Below are 14,926 nucleotides of genomic sequence, written 5' to 3'. Positions count from 1 at the left end.
CGAGCGGCGGACAGCATAAGCCTATGTGGCAAAAAACTTTTCCGATGCCAAGATGCCCGGAAAACAAGGCGCTCCGGCGCGCTTCGTCCCCGGCAATGTCATAGTTTTGAAAAATTCTCTCGGAGTGCCCTTGCACCCCCCAAACGCTTTTGCTACATGCAGCCCCGCCGGAGCAATTCGGCCTACCACGATGCGGTCGTGGCGGAATTGGTAGACGCGCAGCGTTGAGGTCGCTGTGGGGCAACCCGTGGAAGTTCGAGTCTTCTCGACCGCACCAAATAAAACCCGCTTCGGCGGGTTTTATTGTTTTTGGCAAAGCCTTTGCCGTTGTTTCCTGAAGTCAGATGTTAAACGCGTCCGCGCCTCTGCCGGTGAAGCTTCCGGCTGAAATCGCGCGACACGAGCGGAAGAAGCGGCGTGTCGGGGCATCCATGGCCGGGCCCCTCGCCATCCCCTGTCAGCAACCAGAGCTGCGACACACCGAGAATGGCGGCAAGCTTGCGCAACGCGCCATGGGAGGGTGCGGCACGATCCGCTTCCCAGTACCGAATGGTCGCGGAATGAAGGTTCATCTCGCGAGCGACGGCCTCCAGCGTCATTCCGGCCGCGTCACGGGCGTGACTGAGCCGTCCACCGAGCGTGTCGTCCAGATCGCCTTCCGCCATGTCGTCAGGCGGGCGGGAATGCGGCATGCCGAACCTCCTGCTGGCGAAAGAGTTTCGCCGGTTCACTGCGTCCACGGGGCGCCGCTCTGCCAGAGCTTTTGCGCGTTGGACATAAGCTATTACAAAAATCCCGGATTTAAAGGGGCAAAGACGACATTCCTCGCCGGATGCGGTCAAGAGGGAACGCTTCACGGCGTCGCCGCGCTTGCGGCAAGGGGGCGACTCTGCTTCTCGTGTCCTCCGCCTCCGCTCGCACCCAACCGGTTCAACGCACCATGTCTGAGACACCCACGATCATCCGCGGCATGCTCCTGATGACCGCCTGCATGGCCGTGCTTCCGACCATGGATGCGATTGCCAAATACATGGCCGTCGTCGAAGGCATGTCGCCCGGACAGGTGACCTTCTACCGGTTCTTCTTCCAGATGGTCGCAACCGTGCCCCTGCTGGTTTCCATGAGCGGCCGGGATGCCTTTCGCGCCAAGCGCCCATTTGCCAACCTGCTGCGCGGCGTTCTGCACGGGGCCGCGAGCCTGCTGTTCTTCGTTGCGGTAAAATACATGCCGCTGGCCGACGTCTTTGCGATCTATTTCGTGGAGCCCTTCATGCTGACGGCTCTGTCCGCCCTGTTTCTCGGCGATAAGGTGGGCTGGCGGCGGTGGCTGGCGATTGTCATCGGCTTCGGCGGCGCCATGATCGTCATCCAGCCGAGCTGGGAGATTTTCGGATGGACGGCGCTTCTTCCGGTACTGTGCGCCTTTCTCTTCGCGCTTTACATGTTCCTGAACCGAGCGATCGGTGATGCCGATCCTCCACTGACCATGCAAACGGTTGCCGGGATGGGCGGCACGGTGTTCATGGGCCTTGCTCTCTTTGCAGGCCACCGGATCGGCAATGCGGACTTTGTGCCCTCCCTGCCGCAAAGCGGGCTTTCGCTCGCCCTTCTCGTCATTCTCGGCGCCATATCCGGTTATGCCCATCTGCTGGTGGTAAAGGCCTTCCGAATGGCGCCCCTGTCTGTTCTGGCGCCCTTTCAGTATTTCGAAATCATCTCGGCCACCATCCTCGGCTATATGCTTTTCGGTGATTTTCCCAATCCCGCCAAATGGTTGGGCATATCGATCATCGTCGGCTCGGGCCTGTTTATTCTCTGGCGGGAGCAGGTAAGGGCCAAGAGCGCCGCGGCACCCGTATAAAATTGCACCGCAGGGTGTAAGCTCGCGTTTACCGCCCTTCTTGCGAGTTTTTCAACATTGGGTGGGTAAGTTGCAACTCGGTTTCATGATGAAACGGAGCTGCAAGATGAGTGAACTCAGACTCCCGTTCCCGGCCAATGTCATCGCCGGAAAGGGCAAGATTACCGCCCGCGACGTCGCCCAGCTGAAGGCCGAGGCGTTTTCCGAGGGGATCAAGGATGCCGAAGGCGCGGTGCTACTTTTCGCCCTTAACGGCGCCTGCCGCGAGACCTGCCCGGAATGGGCGCAATTCTTCGTCGAAAGTCTGTCCGAATTTATCCTGAATCGCTGCCACCCGAAGGGAACGCTGGACGTGACCAACGCCTTGTGGCTGGAGCGCATGCTGGCCGCGGACGGCATCATCGGGACGCCGCTGGAGTTTGAATTGCTCCACAGCCTTCTCAAGCGGGCGCCCTACGTCCCGGACAGCCTGAAAGTGTTTGCTCTGAGCCAGATCCGGCATGCCATCCATTCCGGCAGCGGAGCGTATGCCCGGCTTCGGCCCGCGCCGCAGAAGGGCGTCTCTGAAACCGACATGGCATTTGCCCGCCTGGTCATCGATGCCGGCGGTGGAGAAGGCGTCGCCTCCCCGGCCCAGTACCGGGTGCTCCTGTCCATCGATGCGATTGCGCATCCGGGATTGAACGAAAACGGCTGGGTACGCTTTCTGTTTATGGTTCGGCCTCAACCGGAATCCCGCAGCGACCGCAAGCGGACAAACCGCGCCGCTGCGTGACCGCTTCCGGCAGCGGATCGTAGGCTTTGCTAAAATTGTCAGCCCGATGGTAACGGATCGTCGTGGCCGGGAATGCTAGAGACCTGAGGGACAACCCGTATTAACCGGAGGTGTGACTTGAACGGTCTGGTTGCCGCTTCGCTGCTGCTCGTCATCAATTTGGGGCTGATCTGGCTTCTGATGGCCGCCCCTCTGGGGCGCCGGACCCTGACCTTTCGCCGTCGGTACAAGCTGCACCAGGACGCGCTCTGGCAGGCTGTCTATCCTCTGGGTGAAAATGCTGCCTGGAACCCAAACATCGTGGAGAGCGGCCCGGCGGGTGAAAAGCCGGGCCATGCCCGGCAGGCCTATTCCTACCCGGATCGTCACGGCAGACCCATCACACGCATATTGGCGCTCGAAACCCGGGTGGATGAGACCGGGAAGTCCTTTTCGAGCCAGATCGTCGAAGACAGTGCGCTGGATCCATCCTACTGGAAGCATTTCGATGAACGCAGGCGGGTCCTGCCCACCGTCGATGGCGCTGTCCTCGAAGTGGAGGTAACGGATCGCTATCGCGGGCTTGCCATGTTGCTGTTCCGCTATTTCGCCACGCGCCGCGAGCTGGACAAGCTCGCACAATGGGCGGAGACCGGGGCCGCGACGAGCGGCGGCCTGATCGAACATCCGCTGACGCAGGTGGCGAGCGCCATTCTTTCGACCCTGTTGCTGTGGCCCTTCTTCGGGCTCAGCCGTTACGGCCTGATGCTCTCGACAATGCTCACCGTGGTCATCGTCCTGCACGAATTCGGTCATGTCGCCGCATACCGCACATTCGGACATCGGAGTGCCCGGATGATTTTCGTGCCCTTCCTGGGCGGGATCGCCATCGGCGGACGCCCCTATAACAGTCTGTTCGAAGTGGCGACCTGTGCCCTGATGGGTCCCGGCCTGTCCGCATTTCTCGTGCCGTTGATCATCGCCGCCCAAGCATTTCTTACCGCCGGTCACCAGCCGGAGGCATGGTCGACCATTGCCATGACCTTTCTGCTGATTCTCGGCGCGTTCAACCTTCTCAACCTCCTGCCTATGTATCGCTTCGATGGCGGGCAGGTGCTGCGGCAGATATTTCCCACGCGGCGCCTGCTGATCCTGGGCAGCTTCACCATGACCCTGGTCATTCTCGCGGTGGGCTGGCGCATCGGTTTGCCGACCGTTGCCCTAATTGCCGGACTGGCCGTATTCACACTAATGAGCCTGATGTCCGCCGGTCGCGTGAAGCCGCGAGAGGCATTGGTGCCGATGTCGGGAGCGGAAAGATTGCTGGCTGGATTTGGCCTCTATGCCGCGCTTGCCATACACGCATTTGCCGTCGTGCATGCCTGCGAGAAGCTCTTTCTCTGACCGGCGCTCTGACGCTTTATGACCATAAAGCATCGCTTCAGAGACACTCCCATTCATAAAAGGACTAATATAAGTTTTGGACTTGCCGCAGGGTAAGCCGTGGGGCAAAACATGTCCCGAAACGAATATATTGGGAGTGTTGAGATTATGGATGTACGCGCCGCAGTAGCCGTTCAGGCTGGTAAGCCCCTGGAAGTCATGACGGTCAAGCTGGAAGGTCCGAAGGCGGGTGAAGTCCTGGTCGAGGTCAAGGCTACCGGCATTTGCCACACGGATGATTTCACCCTGTCCGGCGCCGATCCCGAAGGCCTTTTCCCGGCCATTCTGGGCCATGAGGGCGCTGGCGTCGTGGTTGACGTCGGTCCGGGCGTCACCTCGCTCAAGAAGGGCGACCACGTCATCCCGCTCTACACGCCGGAATGCCGCGAGTGCTATTCCTGCCTGTCTCAGAAGACCAACCTCTGCACCTCGATCCGCGCAACCCAGGGCCAGGGCGTGATGCCCGACGGCACCTCGCGCTTCTCGATCGGCAAGGACAAGATCCATCACTACATGGGCTGCTCCACCTTCGCGAACTTCACGGTGCTCCCGGAAATCGCGCTGGCCAAGGTCAACCCGGACGCCCCGTTCGACAAGATCTGCTACATCGGCTGCGGCGTGACGACGGGCATCGGCGCCGTCATCAACACCGCCAAGGTGGAGATCGGTTCGACGGCCATCGTCTTCGGCCTCGGCGGCATCGGCCTTAACGTCATCCAGGGCCTGCGCCTTGCCGGCGCCGACATGATCATCGGTGTCGACATCAACAATTCCAAGAAGGAATGGGGCGAGCGCTTCGGCATGACCCACTTCGTCAACCCGACCGAAGTGGAAGGCGACCTGCTGCCCTACCTCGTCAACCTGACGAAGCGCGGCATCGACCATATCGGCGGTGCGGACTACACCTTCGACTGCACGGGTAATACCAAGGTGATGCGCACCGCGCTTGAGGCCTCCCATCGCGGCTGGGGCAAGTCCGTCATCATCGGCGTTGCCGGTGCGGGCCAGGAAATATCCACCCGTCCGTTCCAGCTCGTGACCGGCCGCCAATGGATGGGCACCGCCTTCGGGGGCGCTCGTGGCCGCACCGACGTGCCGAAGATCGTCGAATGGTACATGGAGGGCAAGATCCAGATCGATCCGATGATCACCCACCTCCTGCCGCTCGAAGACATCAACAAGGGCTTCGACATGATGCACTCGGGCGAGTCCATCCGTTCGGTCGTCGTGTACTGATTGACAGGCCAGCGCCCGCCGCACAGGCCGGCGCTGGCCCTCCCCGCATGCTCCTTTCCGAAATGACCGATTTTGCCGGACCCGATTCCGGAGAGGCATCCCCATGGCTGCGAGCCGACGCAGCGGAAGCGATTTTTCGGCACGGAGGAATATTGAAATGTCTAATATTACATTGCATCCGTCGATTGACGGCGGCGTAACCAAGGGTTCGGCCGATTTTGCTGGCGGCACGCTCGTCTGCAACTGTGCGGAGCAGCCTGTACGTCTGAAGATCAAGGGAAATGTGGCGCACAATCACGCCTGCGGCTGCACCAAGTGCTGGAAGCCGGCGGGTGCGAAATTTTCCGTCGTCGCGGTCACGGGGACCGAGAATGTGACGGTGGAAGCCAATGGCGACAAGCTCGCCGTGGTCGATCCGTCCGCCCTCATCCAGCGTCACGCCTGCAAGGCTTGCGGCGTCCACATGTACGGCCCGGTCGAACGCGACCACCCGTTCAAGGGTCTGTCCTTCGTGCACCCGGAGCGCTTCGAGGAAGCAGGCTGGGCTGAGCCCGGTTTTGCCGCGTTTGTCTCCTCGATCATCGAAGCCGGTGTTGCCCCGTCTGACATGGACGATGTGCGCGCGCGGTTGAAGGACATCGGCCTTGAACCCTATGACTGCCTGAACCCGCCGCTGATGGACTACATCGCCAGCTGGACCGCACGAAAGAGCGGCGCGCTCAAGGACTGACGCCGGAAAGGCCCATTGCCGGGAGAGAGCGGCGATGGGCCATCCACCAGCTGCCAAAATGATTGAGTACCTGAATGATGGTCCAATTAAAGTAATTGCAAAATGCCGGACGCGGTGCAGTGTTCCGCCCGATAGGCCCTTGGAATCAAGACATTCACGGCCTGTCTTTACGGAAACACCATAGGGGAACCTGATGAAGATTCGCTCGATTGCCACCGCCCTCGCCCTGTTTGTCCTGCCCGGCCTCGCCGCCGCCGACCCGGTCGGCACCTGGAAGATCAGCGGCACCAACCTGGAAGATAATTCTCCCTACGAGGGCACCGTTTCCATCGAACGCGTCGGCGGTGTTTACCGCGCTGAGTGGGAAATCGATGGCAAGAAGCTGCACGGCATCGGCCTTGGCGGCAAGCTCGTCGGTTCCGATTTCACCGTCGGCCCGGCAAGCCCTGACGACAACGTGATCTCGCTGGGCTATACGCAGGACGATGCAACCGGCATGGGGATCTATCTCCAGATGCCTGACGGCACCTGGCAGGGCGTCTGGACTGCGGGCGATTCCGAAAAGTCGAACCCGGAAGCCTGGACCAAGGCAGAGTAAGGATAAAGATGACTGACAGCCCCGCAAACGCACAGGGCCCCGAGATCCTCGTCGATGCGGATGCCTGTCCGGTCAAGGCGGAAATCCTGAAGGTGGCGGAACGTCATGCAATGCCCGTCACCTTCGTTGCCAATTCGGGTCTGCGCCCCTCGCGCGACCCCATGGTAAAAAACGTCATCGTGTCCGCCGGCTTCGACGCGGCGGACAACTGGATCGCTGAAAAGGCGAAAACGGGGGTTATCGTGATTACGGCCGATGTTCCCCTCGCCGTGCGTTGCGTTGCCGCCGGTGCGCTGGTAACCGGTCCCACGGGACGCGTATTCGATGAAGCGAATATCGGCATGGCCAGCGCAATGCGCGATCTTTCGGCGCATTTGCGCGAGACCGGCGAAAGCAAGGGCTATAATGCCGCCTTCAGTCCGAAGGACCGCTCCCGCTTTCTTGAAGCGCTTGACCGGCTTTGCCGCCGGGCAAAATCCATGAAACCGCAATCCTGAGCCCACGCCGGAGATATCCATGAAAGTGCTTTCCCAGAACACCGCATTTGGCGGCATGCAGGGAGTTTTCTCCCACGAATCCGAAGCCACGAAATGCGAGATGACCTTTGCGGTTTTCGTGCCGCCGCAGGCAATCAAGGAAAAGCGGCCCGTGCTGTGGTACCTGTCCGGTCTGACCTGCACCCACGCCAATGTGATGGAAAAGGGTGAATATCGCCGTCTGGCCGCGGAGCTCGGCCTGATTGTCGTCTGCCCCGATGTCAGCCCGCGCGGCAATGACGTGCCGGACGAACTGACCAATTGGCAGATGGGCAAGGGTGCCGGTTTCTACCTGGATGCGACTGAAAAGCCCTGGGCCGAACACTACCAGATGTACACCTATATCACGGAGGAACTGCCGGCCTTCGTCAGCCAGCATTTCCGCATGGACATGGATCGCCAGGGCATATTCGGCCATTCCATGGGTGGCCACGGCGCCATGACCATCGCGCTGAAGCATCCCGACCGCTTCCGGAGCTGCTCCGCTTTCGCCCCGATCGTGGAACCGTCTACGGCCCACTGGTCGGTCGATGCCTTCGAGAAATATCTAGGCTCTGACCGCGCCGCCTGGCGGAAATATGATGCCTGCGCGCTGGTAAAGGATGGTGCCCGCTTCCCGGAATTCCTCATCGATCAGGGCAAGGCAGACAGTTTCCTGGAAAATGGCCTGCGCCCCTGGCTGTTCGAGGAAGCCGTCAAGGATACGGACATCAAGCTGACGCTGCGCATGCACGACCGCTACGACCATTCATACTATTTCATCTCCACCTTCATGGACGATCATCTGCGCTGGCATGCAGAGCGCCTCGGCGCTTGATGCAGGGGCGGGCATGCCCTGCCCGCCTGGCCTTTTCCCTGCTGAGGGAAAAGCATGAGCCTTGGGGATTGCCATCCCCCGCGCGCTTTGCGAGATTTGCCCGACCGCAGACGGCTGCGGCGATGGATTCGCCATCGACCATTCGCGTGGGACGGCCCCGCATTTTCAAAATGAGGAGTCTCCCATGGCATGGGTCTATCTGTTTATTGCGGGCATTTCGGAAATTGGCTGGGCCATCGGCATGAAATACACCGATGGCTTCACAAAGCCCGTTCCGACCATTCTCACACTGGCCGTGATGGCCGTCAGCGTCGTCTTTCTGGCGCTTGCAGTAAAGCATCTGCCGCTCGGCACCGCTTACGCGATCTGGACCGGTATCGGCACGCTTGGCACGGTCATTCTGGGAATATGGCTGTTCAACGAGCCCTCAGACCTGGTGCGCCTTCTGTGCATCGGCCTGATCATCGTGGGCATTGTCGGCCTCAAGATCGTCAGCTGACACCCTTGGCCGTTTCCGGCGCATGGAGCGCCGGAAGCGGTCTTCAGCTGGAAAGGGCAGCCAAGGCATCGGCCGCAGCCGTCGCCTCGCCGAAACGCTTGGCGCGGCGGGCAACCGCTTCCTCGTCTTCGCCCCAGTGCTCCACCGTCCAGTCTTCTTCCAGATGGGCAAGAGCCCAAAGGGTGTGGAGATCGATACGCCCGAGCGCATAGGCCAGCGTTAGCAGAGCGGAACCGGAAATGGTGGTTATCGTATGCAGCGCGGCAAGCGCGACCGGATCGGTGAAACGCGCCACGGCCGCTGCAACCGCATCCAGCGCTTCCTGAGGCTGTGCCTGATACATCACCCCTTCCGCCAGGATCAGACGGGCGCCCAGCGTCTCGCCTGCCCATTCCAGAATGGGATCCCACCGTTCTGCCTGCCGTTCGACGAGCGCTGCAGGCTCGGAGGCGCGGTAGCACAACATGTCATTGCCGGCATAACGCGCGATGTCGTCGGCAACCGGCTGCATATCCGGCGCGATGCCATCGATGGCCGTATTGACGAGCTTGGTCACGGGCATCGTATTCGGATCGATGAAGTCCGTCTGCGCGTCCCATTCCCGGGCGATGATTTCCGCAAGCGCCCGCGTGGGCAGCGTGAGTGCCTTTTTGGCTGGCGTCTTGAGTGTGCGGCCATCCAGACGGAGTCCGAAACCGCCATCTTCCTCCTCGATGGTCACCGCCTCGTAGAAGCGCTTCGGAAGAGGCTTCTTCATCTGGATCTGCGCCCGACGGATGGGATCGGGATGGCTCAGGCCTTCGGAAAGGTCGTTGAGGAGGTCACGCATGGTCTTTACTCGCCAATCAGGTCAATCAGGTCTTCCGGCGTGCGGGCGATGCCGTCAGCGCCGGCTGTTACCAGCTCCGGCACGGTCGCATAGCCCCAGGCAACGCCGATCGCCCTTGCGCCGGCCGCCTTCGCCATCTGCATATCGTAGATCGCATCGCCGATCACGACGGTTCGGGAAGGCTCGATGCCGGCCTCGTCACAACATTCCGACACCATGGCCGGATGGGGCTTCGAGGGGCAATCGTCCGCTGTCCGCGAAACATGGATATGGGGCCGGAGGTCGTGGCTGTCCATGATCATGTTGAGCCCGGCCCGCGACTTTCCGGTGACGGCGCCGAGGATCAGGCGCTTGTCGGCAATGACCGTGTCGAGCATGGTGCGGATACCCGGGAAAAGAGGCTCCTTGAAGCCCGTCTCACCCCGCACATCGGCGTAGATCGACTTGTAATAGGCCATCATGCGGACCGCTTCGTCATCCGCATGGGTCTTGCCCTGGATCCGGGCGATGGCAATGTCGAGCGTCAGGCCGATGATCGATTTCGTCGCCTCGAAACTGGGGCGGGCAAAGCCGAAATGCGCGAACGTGCGTTCCATCACGTCATGGATCAGTCCGGCGCTATCAACGAGTGTGCCGTCGCAATCGAAGAGGACCAGTTTCATTCGCCGTCCCGATCTCCGTCCTCGATGTTCAGGCCAAGCAGGTTCCAGGTCTGTTCCATGTGAGGCGGCAGGGGGGCAGTTACCTTCAGGCGGCCACCGTTCGGATGCGGGATATCGATATGGCGCGCGTGGAGATGCAGGCGTTTCTGGACGCCCCCGGGGAAGTCCCAGTTCGGATCGTCGATGAAATACTTCGGATCGCCGATGATGGGATGGCCCATATGAAGGGCGTGGACACGCAGCTGGTGCGTGCGCCCGGTATAGGGCTCCATTTCCAGCCAGCAGAGGTTCTGCGCCACCGTATCGATGATCCGGTAGAAGGAGACGGCGTGATCGGCCCCCTCCTCGCCGTGCTTGGCGATCCGCATGCGGTCCCCGTCCGGCGTCTGTTCCTTGACCAGCCAGGTGGAAATCTTGTCTTCCCTCTTGCGCGGCACGCCCTTGACCAGCGACCAGTAGGTCTTCTTGGTGTCGCGTTCGCGGAAGGCAGCCGTGAGCTTCTGTGCCGCGCCGCGCGTGCGGGCAATTACGAGAACGCCCGACGTATCACGGTCGAGGCGATGGACGAGGCGGGGTTTTTCACCCCGCTGGTTGGTCCAGGCTTCCAGCATCTGGTCGATATGGCGGTTGACGCCGGAACCGCCCTGCACGGCAAGACCGGCGGGCTTGTTCAGCACGATCACCTTGTCGTCCTCGTGCAGCAGCATGCGGGACAAGAGCTCGTGATCACCGGCGTGCTTCAGTTCCTTTCCGGCAATGGGACCGGTTTTGACCTTGTCCACGTCGAGCGGGGGCACGCGCACCACCTGCCCGGGCTGCACCCGCGTATCGGACTTCACCCGCCCGCCATCGACCCGGATCTGGCCGGACCGAAGCAGCTTCTGAAGGGGGCCGAAGCCAAGGCCGGGATAATGCACCTTGAACCAGCGGTCGAGGCGCATGCCCGCTTCGTCCGTGTCCACCTTGATATGCTCGATGCCTGCCATGTAACCGATCCACGTCTGCCGGGCGCTTGCCCGAGAAAGTCAAAGGCTGGCTTTAGAGTATTTCTCCCGGGCTGGGAAAGGGAAAAATGCCTCAAAGCACGGCACGGGTGACCGTCAGGCCGGCAAAGACCGCGCCCAGCGAGAGAATGAGACTGCCGCCCACATAGAGCAAGGCGTAGGCGGTCGCGCCGCGCTCCAGCAAGGCGGCGGCGTCGAGCGAAAAGGACGAGAACGTCGTGAAGCCTCCGAGGAAGCCGGTCACCAGCAGAAGCCGCACCGGTTCCGATGCCCCGAAACGCCGGGCGATGCTCTCCACGAAAACGCCGATCACGAAGGATCCGACCACATTGACGATCAGCGTACCCCAGGGAAAGCCGGGGCCGAACAGGCGGGTCGCCCCCAATCCCGTCGCATAGCGCAACATCGAGCCAATCGCTCCGCCTAAGGCTACAAGCAGGAAATTGAGCATGTCCAGTCACTCCGGGGCACGGGCCGATTCCATCAAAATGATTGTGCCGCTGCCGACTTGCCGATGAAAAGCGCAAGGTCGCTCAATTCTTATCGAATTCCGCAACAAAAGATGAAGCCGTCCTTCCTAGTCTCCGCGAAAGAAATGAAACGCGGTGATGACGGCAGTGACACAGGTTGTGACATTATCGGCGAACACGGCGGCTATTGCGATGGAGATGCTGAAACCGGTCCAACGCAAGAGCCCCAAGACGGCCGTGCGAGAAAACGAGCGAACGGCCATGCTCGCCGAACCGGAACGCAATGTGGAATCGATCCTTCCACCATCCGAAAGCATTTCGGGCGTGTCCGCACGCCTTTCCATGCTGGAAAACCGCTTGAACCAGAACCACACCACCCTCGACCAGGCGGTGGAAGCCTATCTCCGCTCCGGCGGCTGATCACGCAGAACAACGAGCGAAGGGGCGGCGCCGGGAAACCGGCGCCGCCCCAATCTGTTGCTTTACTTGTGCATATGGGCTCCGGCCTTGACCTTTGAGGGGTCGACGACCGGGAAAGCAAGCTCCACGGCTCCGGCCTTTTCGAAGGTCAGTGTGACCGGCACGGTATCGCCTTCCTTGAAGGGCGCCTTCACGCCCATGAACATCATGTGCAAGCCACCCGGCTTCATTTCGACCGTCGCCCCGGCGGCAACCGGAAGGCCTTCCGGGAGAGCCCGCATCTTCATCACGTCGTTTTCCATGGTCATTTCATGGATCTCCACGTGATCGGCCACCGGCGAGGATGCGGAAACCAGACGGTCATCCGCCGCGCCGCCATTGGCGATGGTCACGAAGCCGCCACCCACGGCCTGACCGGGCAGCATGCCCTTCAGGAAACCACCGGACAGCGCAAGATCGCCCGCCTTGCCCGCACCCTGCTCCATCATCATTCCGGCATGAGCGCCATGCTCATGGCCTTCGCCGGCAGCCACGATGGAAATCGTCGGAGCCGGATGTTCGAGATCGTGGGGGTTCTGCCCTTCCTTGGCGATGTCGCTCCAGGTGACGGAACCGTCCGCACCGCATTTCTGCGTGGTGACGAAAGGCAGAGCGGTACCGGCTTCAACGCCTGCAATCTTGCCGGTAATCTCGAAGCCATCGAACATATCGTCGGGAATTTCGCCTCCGGTCCAGCGGATTTCCACGGCGCCGGACGTGACCTTCTTGCCGTGCAGTTCATAGGTCTTCTGATAGTCGCCCTTGACGATCTCGATCTTCCAGCCCGTCTTCAGCTTTGGCTTGGCATTGATAAAGCCTTCCGGGATCTTCACCGACACTTCGTTGGTGGCCTTGCCGTCGCAACCGTGGGGAATGCGCAGCTCACCCGTGTAATAGGACTCGGCCGGCGCTTCCCCGACGGAGAAACTCGCATGGGCAAAGGCGGCAGTGCCCGAAAACAGCATGGCAAGGGTGGCAGCGGCGGAAAAAAGGGTCTTGTGCATGGTTATGTCCTTCCATGACGGGCGGCCTCTGGCGGTCGCGCCCCGTCATCCGGCTTCGTCGGAAGCCTCAATGTCGACGTTGTATGAAGAGGTCAGGCGTCGACGGAGGAAGGTGGTCCACGGGCTGCGTGGATCAGAGCCACCCACCTGCGCGGCTCGGCAGGGGTGACGGCAACATAGGCGGGCCGTTCGCCCGTTGCGACATAGGCGATCGCTGCAGGCGCGGCGGGCAGAATGACCGATGCGGACAGACGGCATGCGTCGCAGGCAGGATAGGAGATCTTGTGCTTTTCCGGAGCCTGCGGCAGGCAGAGATCCGGCGCGCTGCCATCGGGCAGCTGATAGGCAAGCGCCAGGGGATCCTGGACCGTAACCTCGACGGCGGGCCTATGGGCCAGACCCAGGAACAGCAGCGACAGCACGCATGCTAGGCGTACCAGATGCCCTGCCCTTTCCATCGTCCGTTCCATGCCCGTCTCCGTTGTCGCCTCCCGTTAGCGCATCCCAACGCGCTTTGCAAAGGCCTGCGCAACTTAGCCGCAGTTTCAGAAAGCCTGTTTGATCCGGCGCAATCAGCGAAGATTTTTTGCGGGAAACGACATTTTCGTCTTGCCAAGGCCGGTATCAGGACGATAATTGCCGCATTCTGCTGGGAGAAGCCGCTTCGATGCGGTGCCGAAGGAGCAACCGCCCCGGAAACTCTCAGGCAAAAGGACCAGCAGAAGCCGAACGGAACTCTGGAGAGGGGGCTGCCATGAGGGTAGCCACGCCGAAGGGATAACAATCTCAGGCGCAGGGACAGAGGGGGCTCAAAACCAAGGCAGACATGCCGCGATTCGAGCCCGGTGCAAAGCACCGTATCCTGGAGGCCCCGCTTGGACGAGCACACCACCCTACTCAAGACTCCCCTTCACGGGCTGCATCTTTCGCTTGGCGCGAAGATGGTACCCTTTGCCGGTTACGACATGCCCGTGCAGTATCCGCTCGGGGTCCTGAAGGAACATCTCCACACCCGCGCCGCCGCCGGCCTGTTTGACGTGTCGCATATGGGGCAGGTCACCATTCGCGCCCGTTCCGGCAACAACGCCGATGCTGCCCGCGCCCTCGAGACCCTTGTACCCGTCGACGTGGTCGGGCTCGGCGTCGGTCGCCAGCGGTACGGCCTCTTCACGAATGACGACGGCGGGATCAATGACGACCTGATGATCACCAACCGTGGCGATCACCTGTTCCTGGTCGTCAACGCTGCCTGTAAGGAAGCCGATTTCGCCCATCTCGAAAAGCATCTCGGCGACACCTGCGAAGTGACCCCGATCCGCGACCGCGCGCTGATCGCGCTTCAAGGTCCGCTATCCGAGAAGGCACTTGCCACGCTCTCTCCCGATGTGGCCGCCATGCGCTTCATGGATGTGATGTCCACAACGCTGGTCGGGGCGAAATGCATCGTCTCCCGGTCGGGCTACTCCGGTGAGGACGGCTACGAAATTTCCGTTCCGGAAGCCAAGGCAGAAGAACTGGCCCGCGCCCTTCTCGCCCTCGATGGCGTTGAAGCCATCGGTCTCGGCGCTCGCGACTCGCTCCGCCTCGAAGCGGGTCTGTGCCTCTATGGCAACGACATCGACACCGGAACAACCCCGGTCGAAGGCGCCCTTGAATGGGCGATCCAGAAGGTTCGTCGCACCGGCGGCGAGCGCGCCGGCGGCTTCCCCGGCGCCGAGCGCATTCTCTCCGAACTCGCGAATGGCGCTGGCCGTCGCCGGGTCGGCCTGAAGCCCGAGGGCAAGGCGCCCGTGCGCTCCCATGCCAAGCTTTACGCCGACGGCGAAGGCCGGACCGAACTGGGCGAAGTCACGTCAGGTACCTTCGGCCCCACGGCGGAAGGTCCTGTGGCCATGGGTTACCTGCCGAAGAGCCATGCGGCACCCGGAACAACCGTCTATGCGGAAGTGCGCGGCAAGTACCTGCCGATGACCGTTTCCACCCTCCCCTTCATCACCCAAACCTACAAGCGCTGAGCGCCTCCA

18 protein-coding genes, 1 tRNA gene and 1 riboswitch are annotated in these 14,926 nt (G+C 61.4%); of the genes, 12 read left to right on the top strand and 7 right to left on the bottom strand.

Annotated features, from left to right (window positions below; translation table 11 throughout):
* The first annotated feature begins 192 nt into the window (after positions 1-192).
* Positions 193-277: transfer RNA gene (locus tag ACT54B_RS11170), tRNA-Leu, on the top strand.
* 70 nt (positions 278-347) lie between these two features.
* Here ACT54B_RS11170 and ACT54B_RS11165 read toward each other — a convergent pair.
* On the bottom strand, positions 348-692 hold the full coding sequence (locus tag ACT54B_RS11165; protein ID WP_476044945.1) for a helix-turn-helix domain-containing protein: 345 nt from the start codon (positions 690-692) through the stop codon (positions 348-350).
* Positions 693-940: 248 nt separating this feature from the next.
* On the opposite strand from ACT54B_RS11165, the gene ACT54B_RS11160 reads away from it, so the two are divergent.
* From ACT54B_RS11160 to ACT54B_RS11120, 9 genes are all read left to right on the top strand, one after another.
* Entirely contained in the window at positions 941-1,861 is a 921-nt protein-coding gene (locus ACT54B_RS11160) for a DMT family transporter (protein ID WP_476044944.1), read from the top strand.
* A 106-nt stretch (positions 1,862-1,967) separates the two neighbouring features.
* Positions 1,968-2,636 (top strand): hypothetical protein, encoded by a 669-nt coding sequence (locus tag ACT54B_RS11155; RefSeq protein ID WP_476044943.1) that lies wholly within the window; start codon positions 1,968-1,970, stop codon positions 2,634-2,636.
* A 117-nt stretch (positions 2,637-2,753) separates the two neighbouring features.
* The gene (locus tag ACT54B_RS11150) at positions 2,754-4,019 is read left to right on the top strand and encodes a zinc metalloprotease (RefSeq protein WP_476044942.1); all 1,266 of its coding nucleotides are present in this window, start codon (positions 2,754-2,756) and stop codon (positions 4,017-4,019) included.
* 147 nt (positions 4,020-4,166) lie between these two features.
* A complete protein-coding gene (locus ACT54B_RS11145; RefSeq protein ID WP_476044941.1) occupies positions 4,167-5,294 on the top strand; it encodes an S-(hydroxymethyl)glutathione dehydrogenase/class III alcohol dehydrogenase in 1,128 nt (375 codons plus the stop codon).
* Between the two features lie 157 nt (positions 5,295-5,451).
* Positions 5,452-6,024 carry an S-(hydroxymethyl)glutathione synthase gene (gfa, locus tag ACT54B_RS11140; protein WP_476044940.1) on the top strand — a complete coding sequence of 191 codons (573 nt, stop codon included), beginning with the start codon at positions 5,452-5,454 and terminating at the stop codon, positions 6,022-6,024.
* Between the two features lie 193 nt (positions 6,025-6,217).
* Positions 6,218-6,622, top strand: coding sequence for a hypothetical protein (locus ACT54B_RS11135; protein ID WP_476044939.1), 405 nt, complete (start codon positions 6,218-6,220; stop codon positions 6,620-6,622).
* 8 nt (positions 6,623-6,630) lie between these two features.
* A complete protein-coding gene (locus tag ACT54B_RS11130; RefSeq protein WP_476044938.1) occupies positions 6,631-7,119 on the top strand; it encodes a YaiI/YqxD family protein in 489 nt (162 codons plus the stop codon).
* A 19-nt stretch (positions 7,120-7,138) separates the two neighbouring features.
* Positions 7,139-7,975, top strand: coding sequence for an S-formylglutathione hydrolase (gene fghA, locus ACT54B_RS11125; RefSeq protein ID WP_476044937.1), 837 nt, complete (start codon positions 7,139-7,141; stop codon positions 7,973-7,975).
* Positions 7,976-8,159: 184 nt separating this feature from the next.
* Complete coding sequence (locus tag ACT54B_RS11120; protein WP_476044936.1) at positions 8,160-8,474, top strand: DMT family transporter; 315 nt, start codon at positions 8,160-8,162, stop codon at positions 8,472-8,474.
* Between the two features lie 43 nt (positions 8,475-8,517).
* On the opposite strand, the gene ACT54B_RS11115 is transcribed toward ACT54B_RS11120, so the two are convergent.
* From ACT54B_RS11115 to crcB, 4 genes are all read right to left on the bottom strand, one after another.
* On the bottom strand, positions 8,518-9,303 hold the full coding sequence (locus tag ACT54B_RS11115) for an ATP12 family chaperone protein (protein WP_476044935.1): 786 nt from the start codon (positions 9,301-9,303) through the stop codon (positions 8,518-8,520).
* 5 nt (positions 9,304-9,308) lie between these two features.
* Positions 9,309-9,965 (bottom strand): HAD-IA family hydrolase, encoded by a 657-nt coding sequence (locus tag ACT54B_RS11110; RefSeq protein ID WP_476044934.1) that lies wholly within the window; start codon positions 9,963-9,965, stop codon positions 9,309-9,311.
* On the bottom strand, positions 9,962-10,951 hold the full coding sequence (locus ACT54B_RS11105; protein WP_476044933.1) for an RluA family pseudouridine synthase: 990 nt from the start codon (positions 10,949-10,951) through the stop codon (positions 9,962-9,964). Before ACT54B_RS11105 ends, ACT54B_RS11110 begins: the two co-directional genes overlap by 4 nt.
* 91 nt (positions 10,952-11,042) lie before the next feature.
* On the bottom strand, positions 11,043-11,420 hold the full coding sequence (gene crcB / locus ACT54B_RS11100) for a fluoride efflux transporter CrcB (protein WP_476044932.1): 378 nt from the start codon (positions 11,418-11,420) through the stop codon (positions 11,043-11,045).
* A 157-nt stretch (positions 11,421-11,577) separates the two neighbouring features.
* Between crcB and ACT54B_RS11095 the strand changes: the two genes are divergently transcribed.
* Positions 11,578-11,859, top strand: a complete 282-nt coding sequence (locus ACT54B_RS11095) for a hypothetical protein (protein WP_476044931.1) — start codon at positions 11,578-11,580, stop codon at positions 11,857-11,859.
* A gap of 62 nt (positions 11,860-11,921) precedes the next feature.
* On the opposite strand, the gene ACT54B_RS11090 is transcribed toward ACT54B_RS11095, so the two are convergent.
* Positions 11,922-12,902 (bottom strand): copper chaperone PCu(A)C domain-containing protein, encoded by a 981-nt coding sequence (locus ACT54B_RS11090; RefSeq protein ID WP_476044930.1) that lies wholly within the window; start codon positions 12,900-12,902, stop codon positions 11,922-11,924.
* Between the two features lie 92 nt (positions 12,903-12,994).
* Positions 12,995-13,372 carry a hypothetical protein gene (locus tag ACT54B_RS11085; RefSeq protein WP_476044929.1) on the bottom strand — a complete coding sequence of 126 codons (378 nt, stop codon included), beginning with the start codon at positions 13,370-13,372 and terminating at the stop codon, positions 12,995-12,997.
* A 170-nt stretch (positions 13,373-13,542) separates the two neighbouring features.
* Positions 13,543-13,630: riboswitch (glycine riboswitch) on the top strand.
* A gap of 147 nt (positions 13,631-13,777) precedes the next feature.
* On the opposite strand from ACT54B_RS11085, the gene gcvT reads away from it, so the two are divergent.
* Positions 13,778-14,917 carry a glycine cleavage system aminomethyltransferase GcvT gene (gene gcvT / locus ACT54B_RS11080; protein WP_476044928.1) on the top strand — a complete coding sequence of 380 codons (1,140 nt, stop codon included), beginning with the start codon at positions 13,778-13,780 and terminating at the stop codon, positions 14,915-14,917.
* The last annotated feature ends 9 nt before the right edge of the window (positions 14,918-14,926 follow it).

It is taken from the genome of Gellertiella sp. DMC107, assembly GCF_056313605.1.
Note: the sequence above shows the minus strand (reverse complement) of the source record. Positions and strands in the feature narration are given on the sequence as shown.

Bases quoted from the DNA above. Each gene is read 5' to 3' on its own strand.
- ACT54B_RS11165 (WP_476044945.1), bottom strand. From the start codon at position 692: ATGCCGCATTCCCGCCCGCCTGACGACATGGCGGAAGGCGATCTGGAC.
- ACT54B_RS11160 (WP_476044944.1), top strand. From the start codon at position 941: ATGTCTGAGACACCCACGATCATCCGCGGCATGCTCCTGATGACCGCC.
- ACT54B_RS11155 (WP_476044943.1), top strand. From the start codon at position 1,968: ATGAGTGAACTCAGACTCCCGTTCCCGGCCAATGTCATCGCCGGAAAG.
- ACT54B_RS11145 (WP_476044941.1), top strand. From the start codon at position 4,167: ATGGATGTACGCGCCGCAGTAGCCGTTCAGGCTGGTAAGCCCCTGGAA.
- gfa (WP_476044940.1), top strand. From the start codon at position 5,452: ATGTCTAATATTACATTGCATCCGTCGATTGACGGCGGCGTAACCAAG.
- ACT54B_RS11135 (WP_476044939.1), top strand. From the start codon at position 6,218: ATGAAGATTCGCTCGATTGCCACCGCCCTCGCCCTGTTTGTCCTGCCC.
- ACT54B_RS11130 (WP_476044938.1), top strand. From the start codon at position 6,631: ATGACTGACAGCCCCGCAAACGCACAGGGCCCCGAGATCCTCGTCGAT.
- fghA (WP_476044937.1), top strand. From the start codon at position 7,139: ATGAAAGTGCTTTCCCAGAACACCGCATTTGGCGGCATGCAGGGAGTT.
- ACT54B_RS11120 (WP_476044936.1), top strand. From the start codon at position 8,160: ATGGCATGGGTCTATCTGTTTATTGCGGGCATTTCGGAAATTGGCTGG.
- ACT54B_RS11115 (WP_476044935.1), bottom strand. From the start codon at position 9,303: ATGCGTGACCTCCTCAACGACCTTTCCGAAGGCCTGAGCCATCCCGAT.
- ACT54B_RS11110 (WP_476044934.1), bottom strand. From the start codon at position 9,965: ATGAAACTGGTCCTCTTCGATTGCGACGGCACACTCGTTGATAGCGCC.
- ACT54B_RS11105 (WP_476044933.1), bottom strand. From the start codon at position 10,951: ATGGCAGGCATCGAGCATATCAAGGTGGACACGGACGAAGCGGGCATG.
- crcB (WP_476044932.1), bottom strand. From the start codon at position 11,420: ATGCTCAATTTCCTGCTTGTAGCCTTAGGCGGAGCGATTGGCTCGATG.
- ACT54B_RS11095 (WP_476044931.1), top strand. From the start codon at position 11,578: ATGACGGCAGTGACACAGGTTGTGACATTATCGGCGAACACGGCGGCT.
- ACT54B_RS11090 (WP_476044930.1), bottom strand. From the start codon at position 12,902: ATGCACAAGACCCTTTTTTCCGCCGCTGCCACCCTTGCCATGCTGTTT.
- ACT54B_RS11085 (WP_476044929.1), bottom strand. From the start codon at position 13,372: ATGGAACGGACGATGGAAAGGGCAGGGCATCTGGTACGCCTAGCATGC.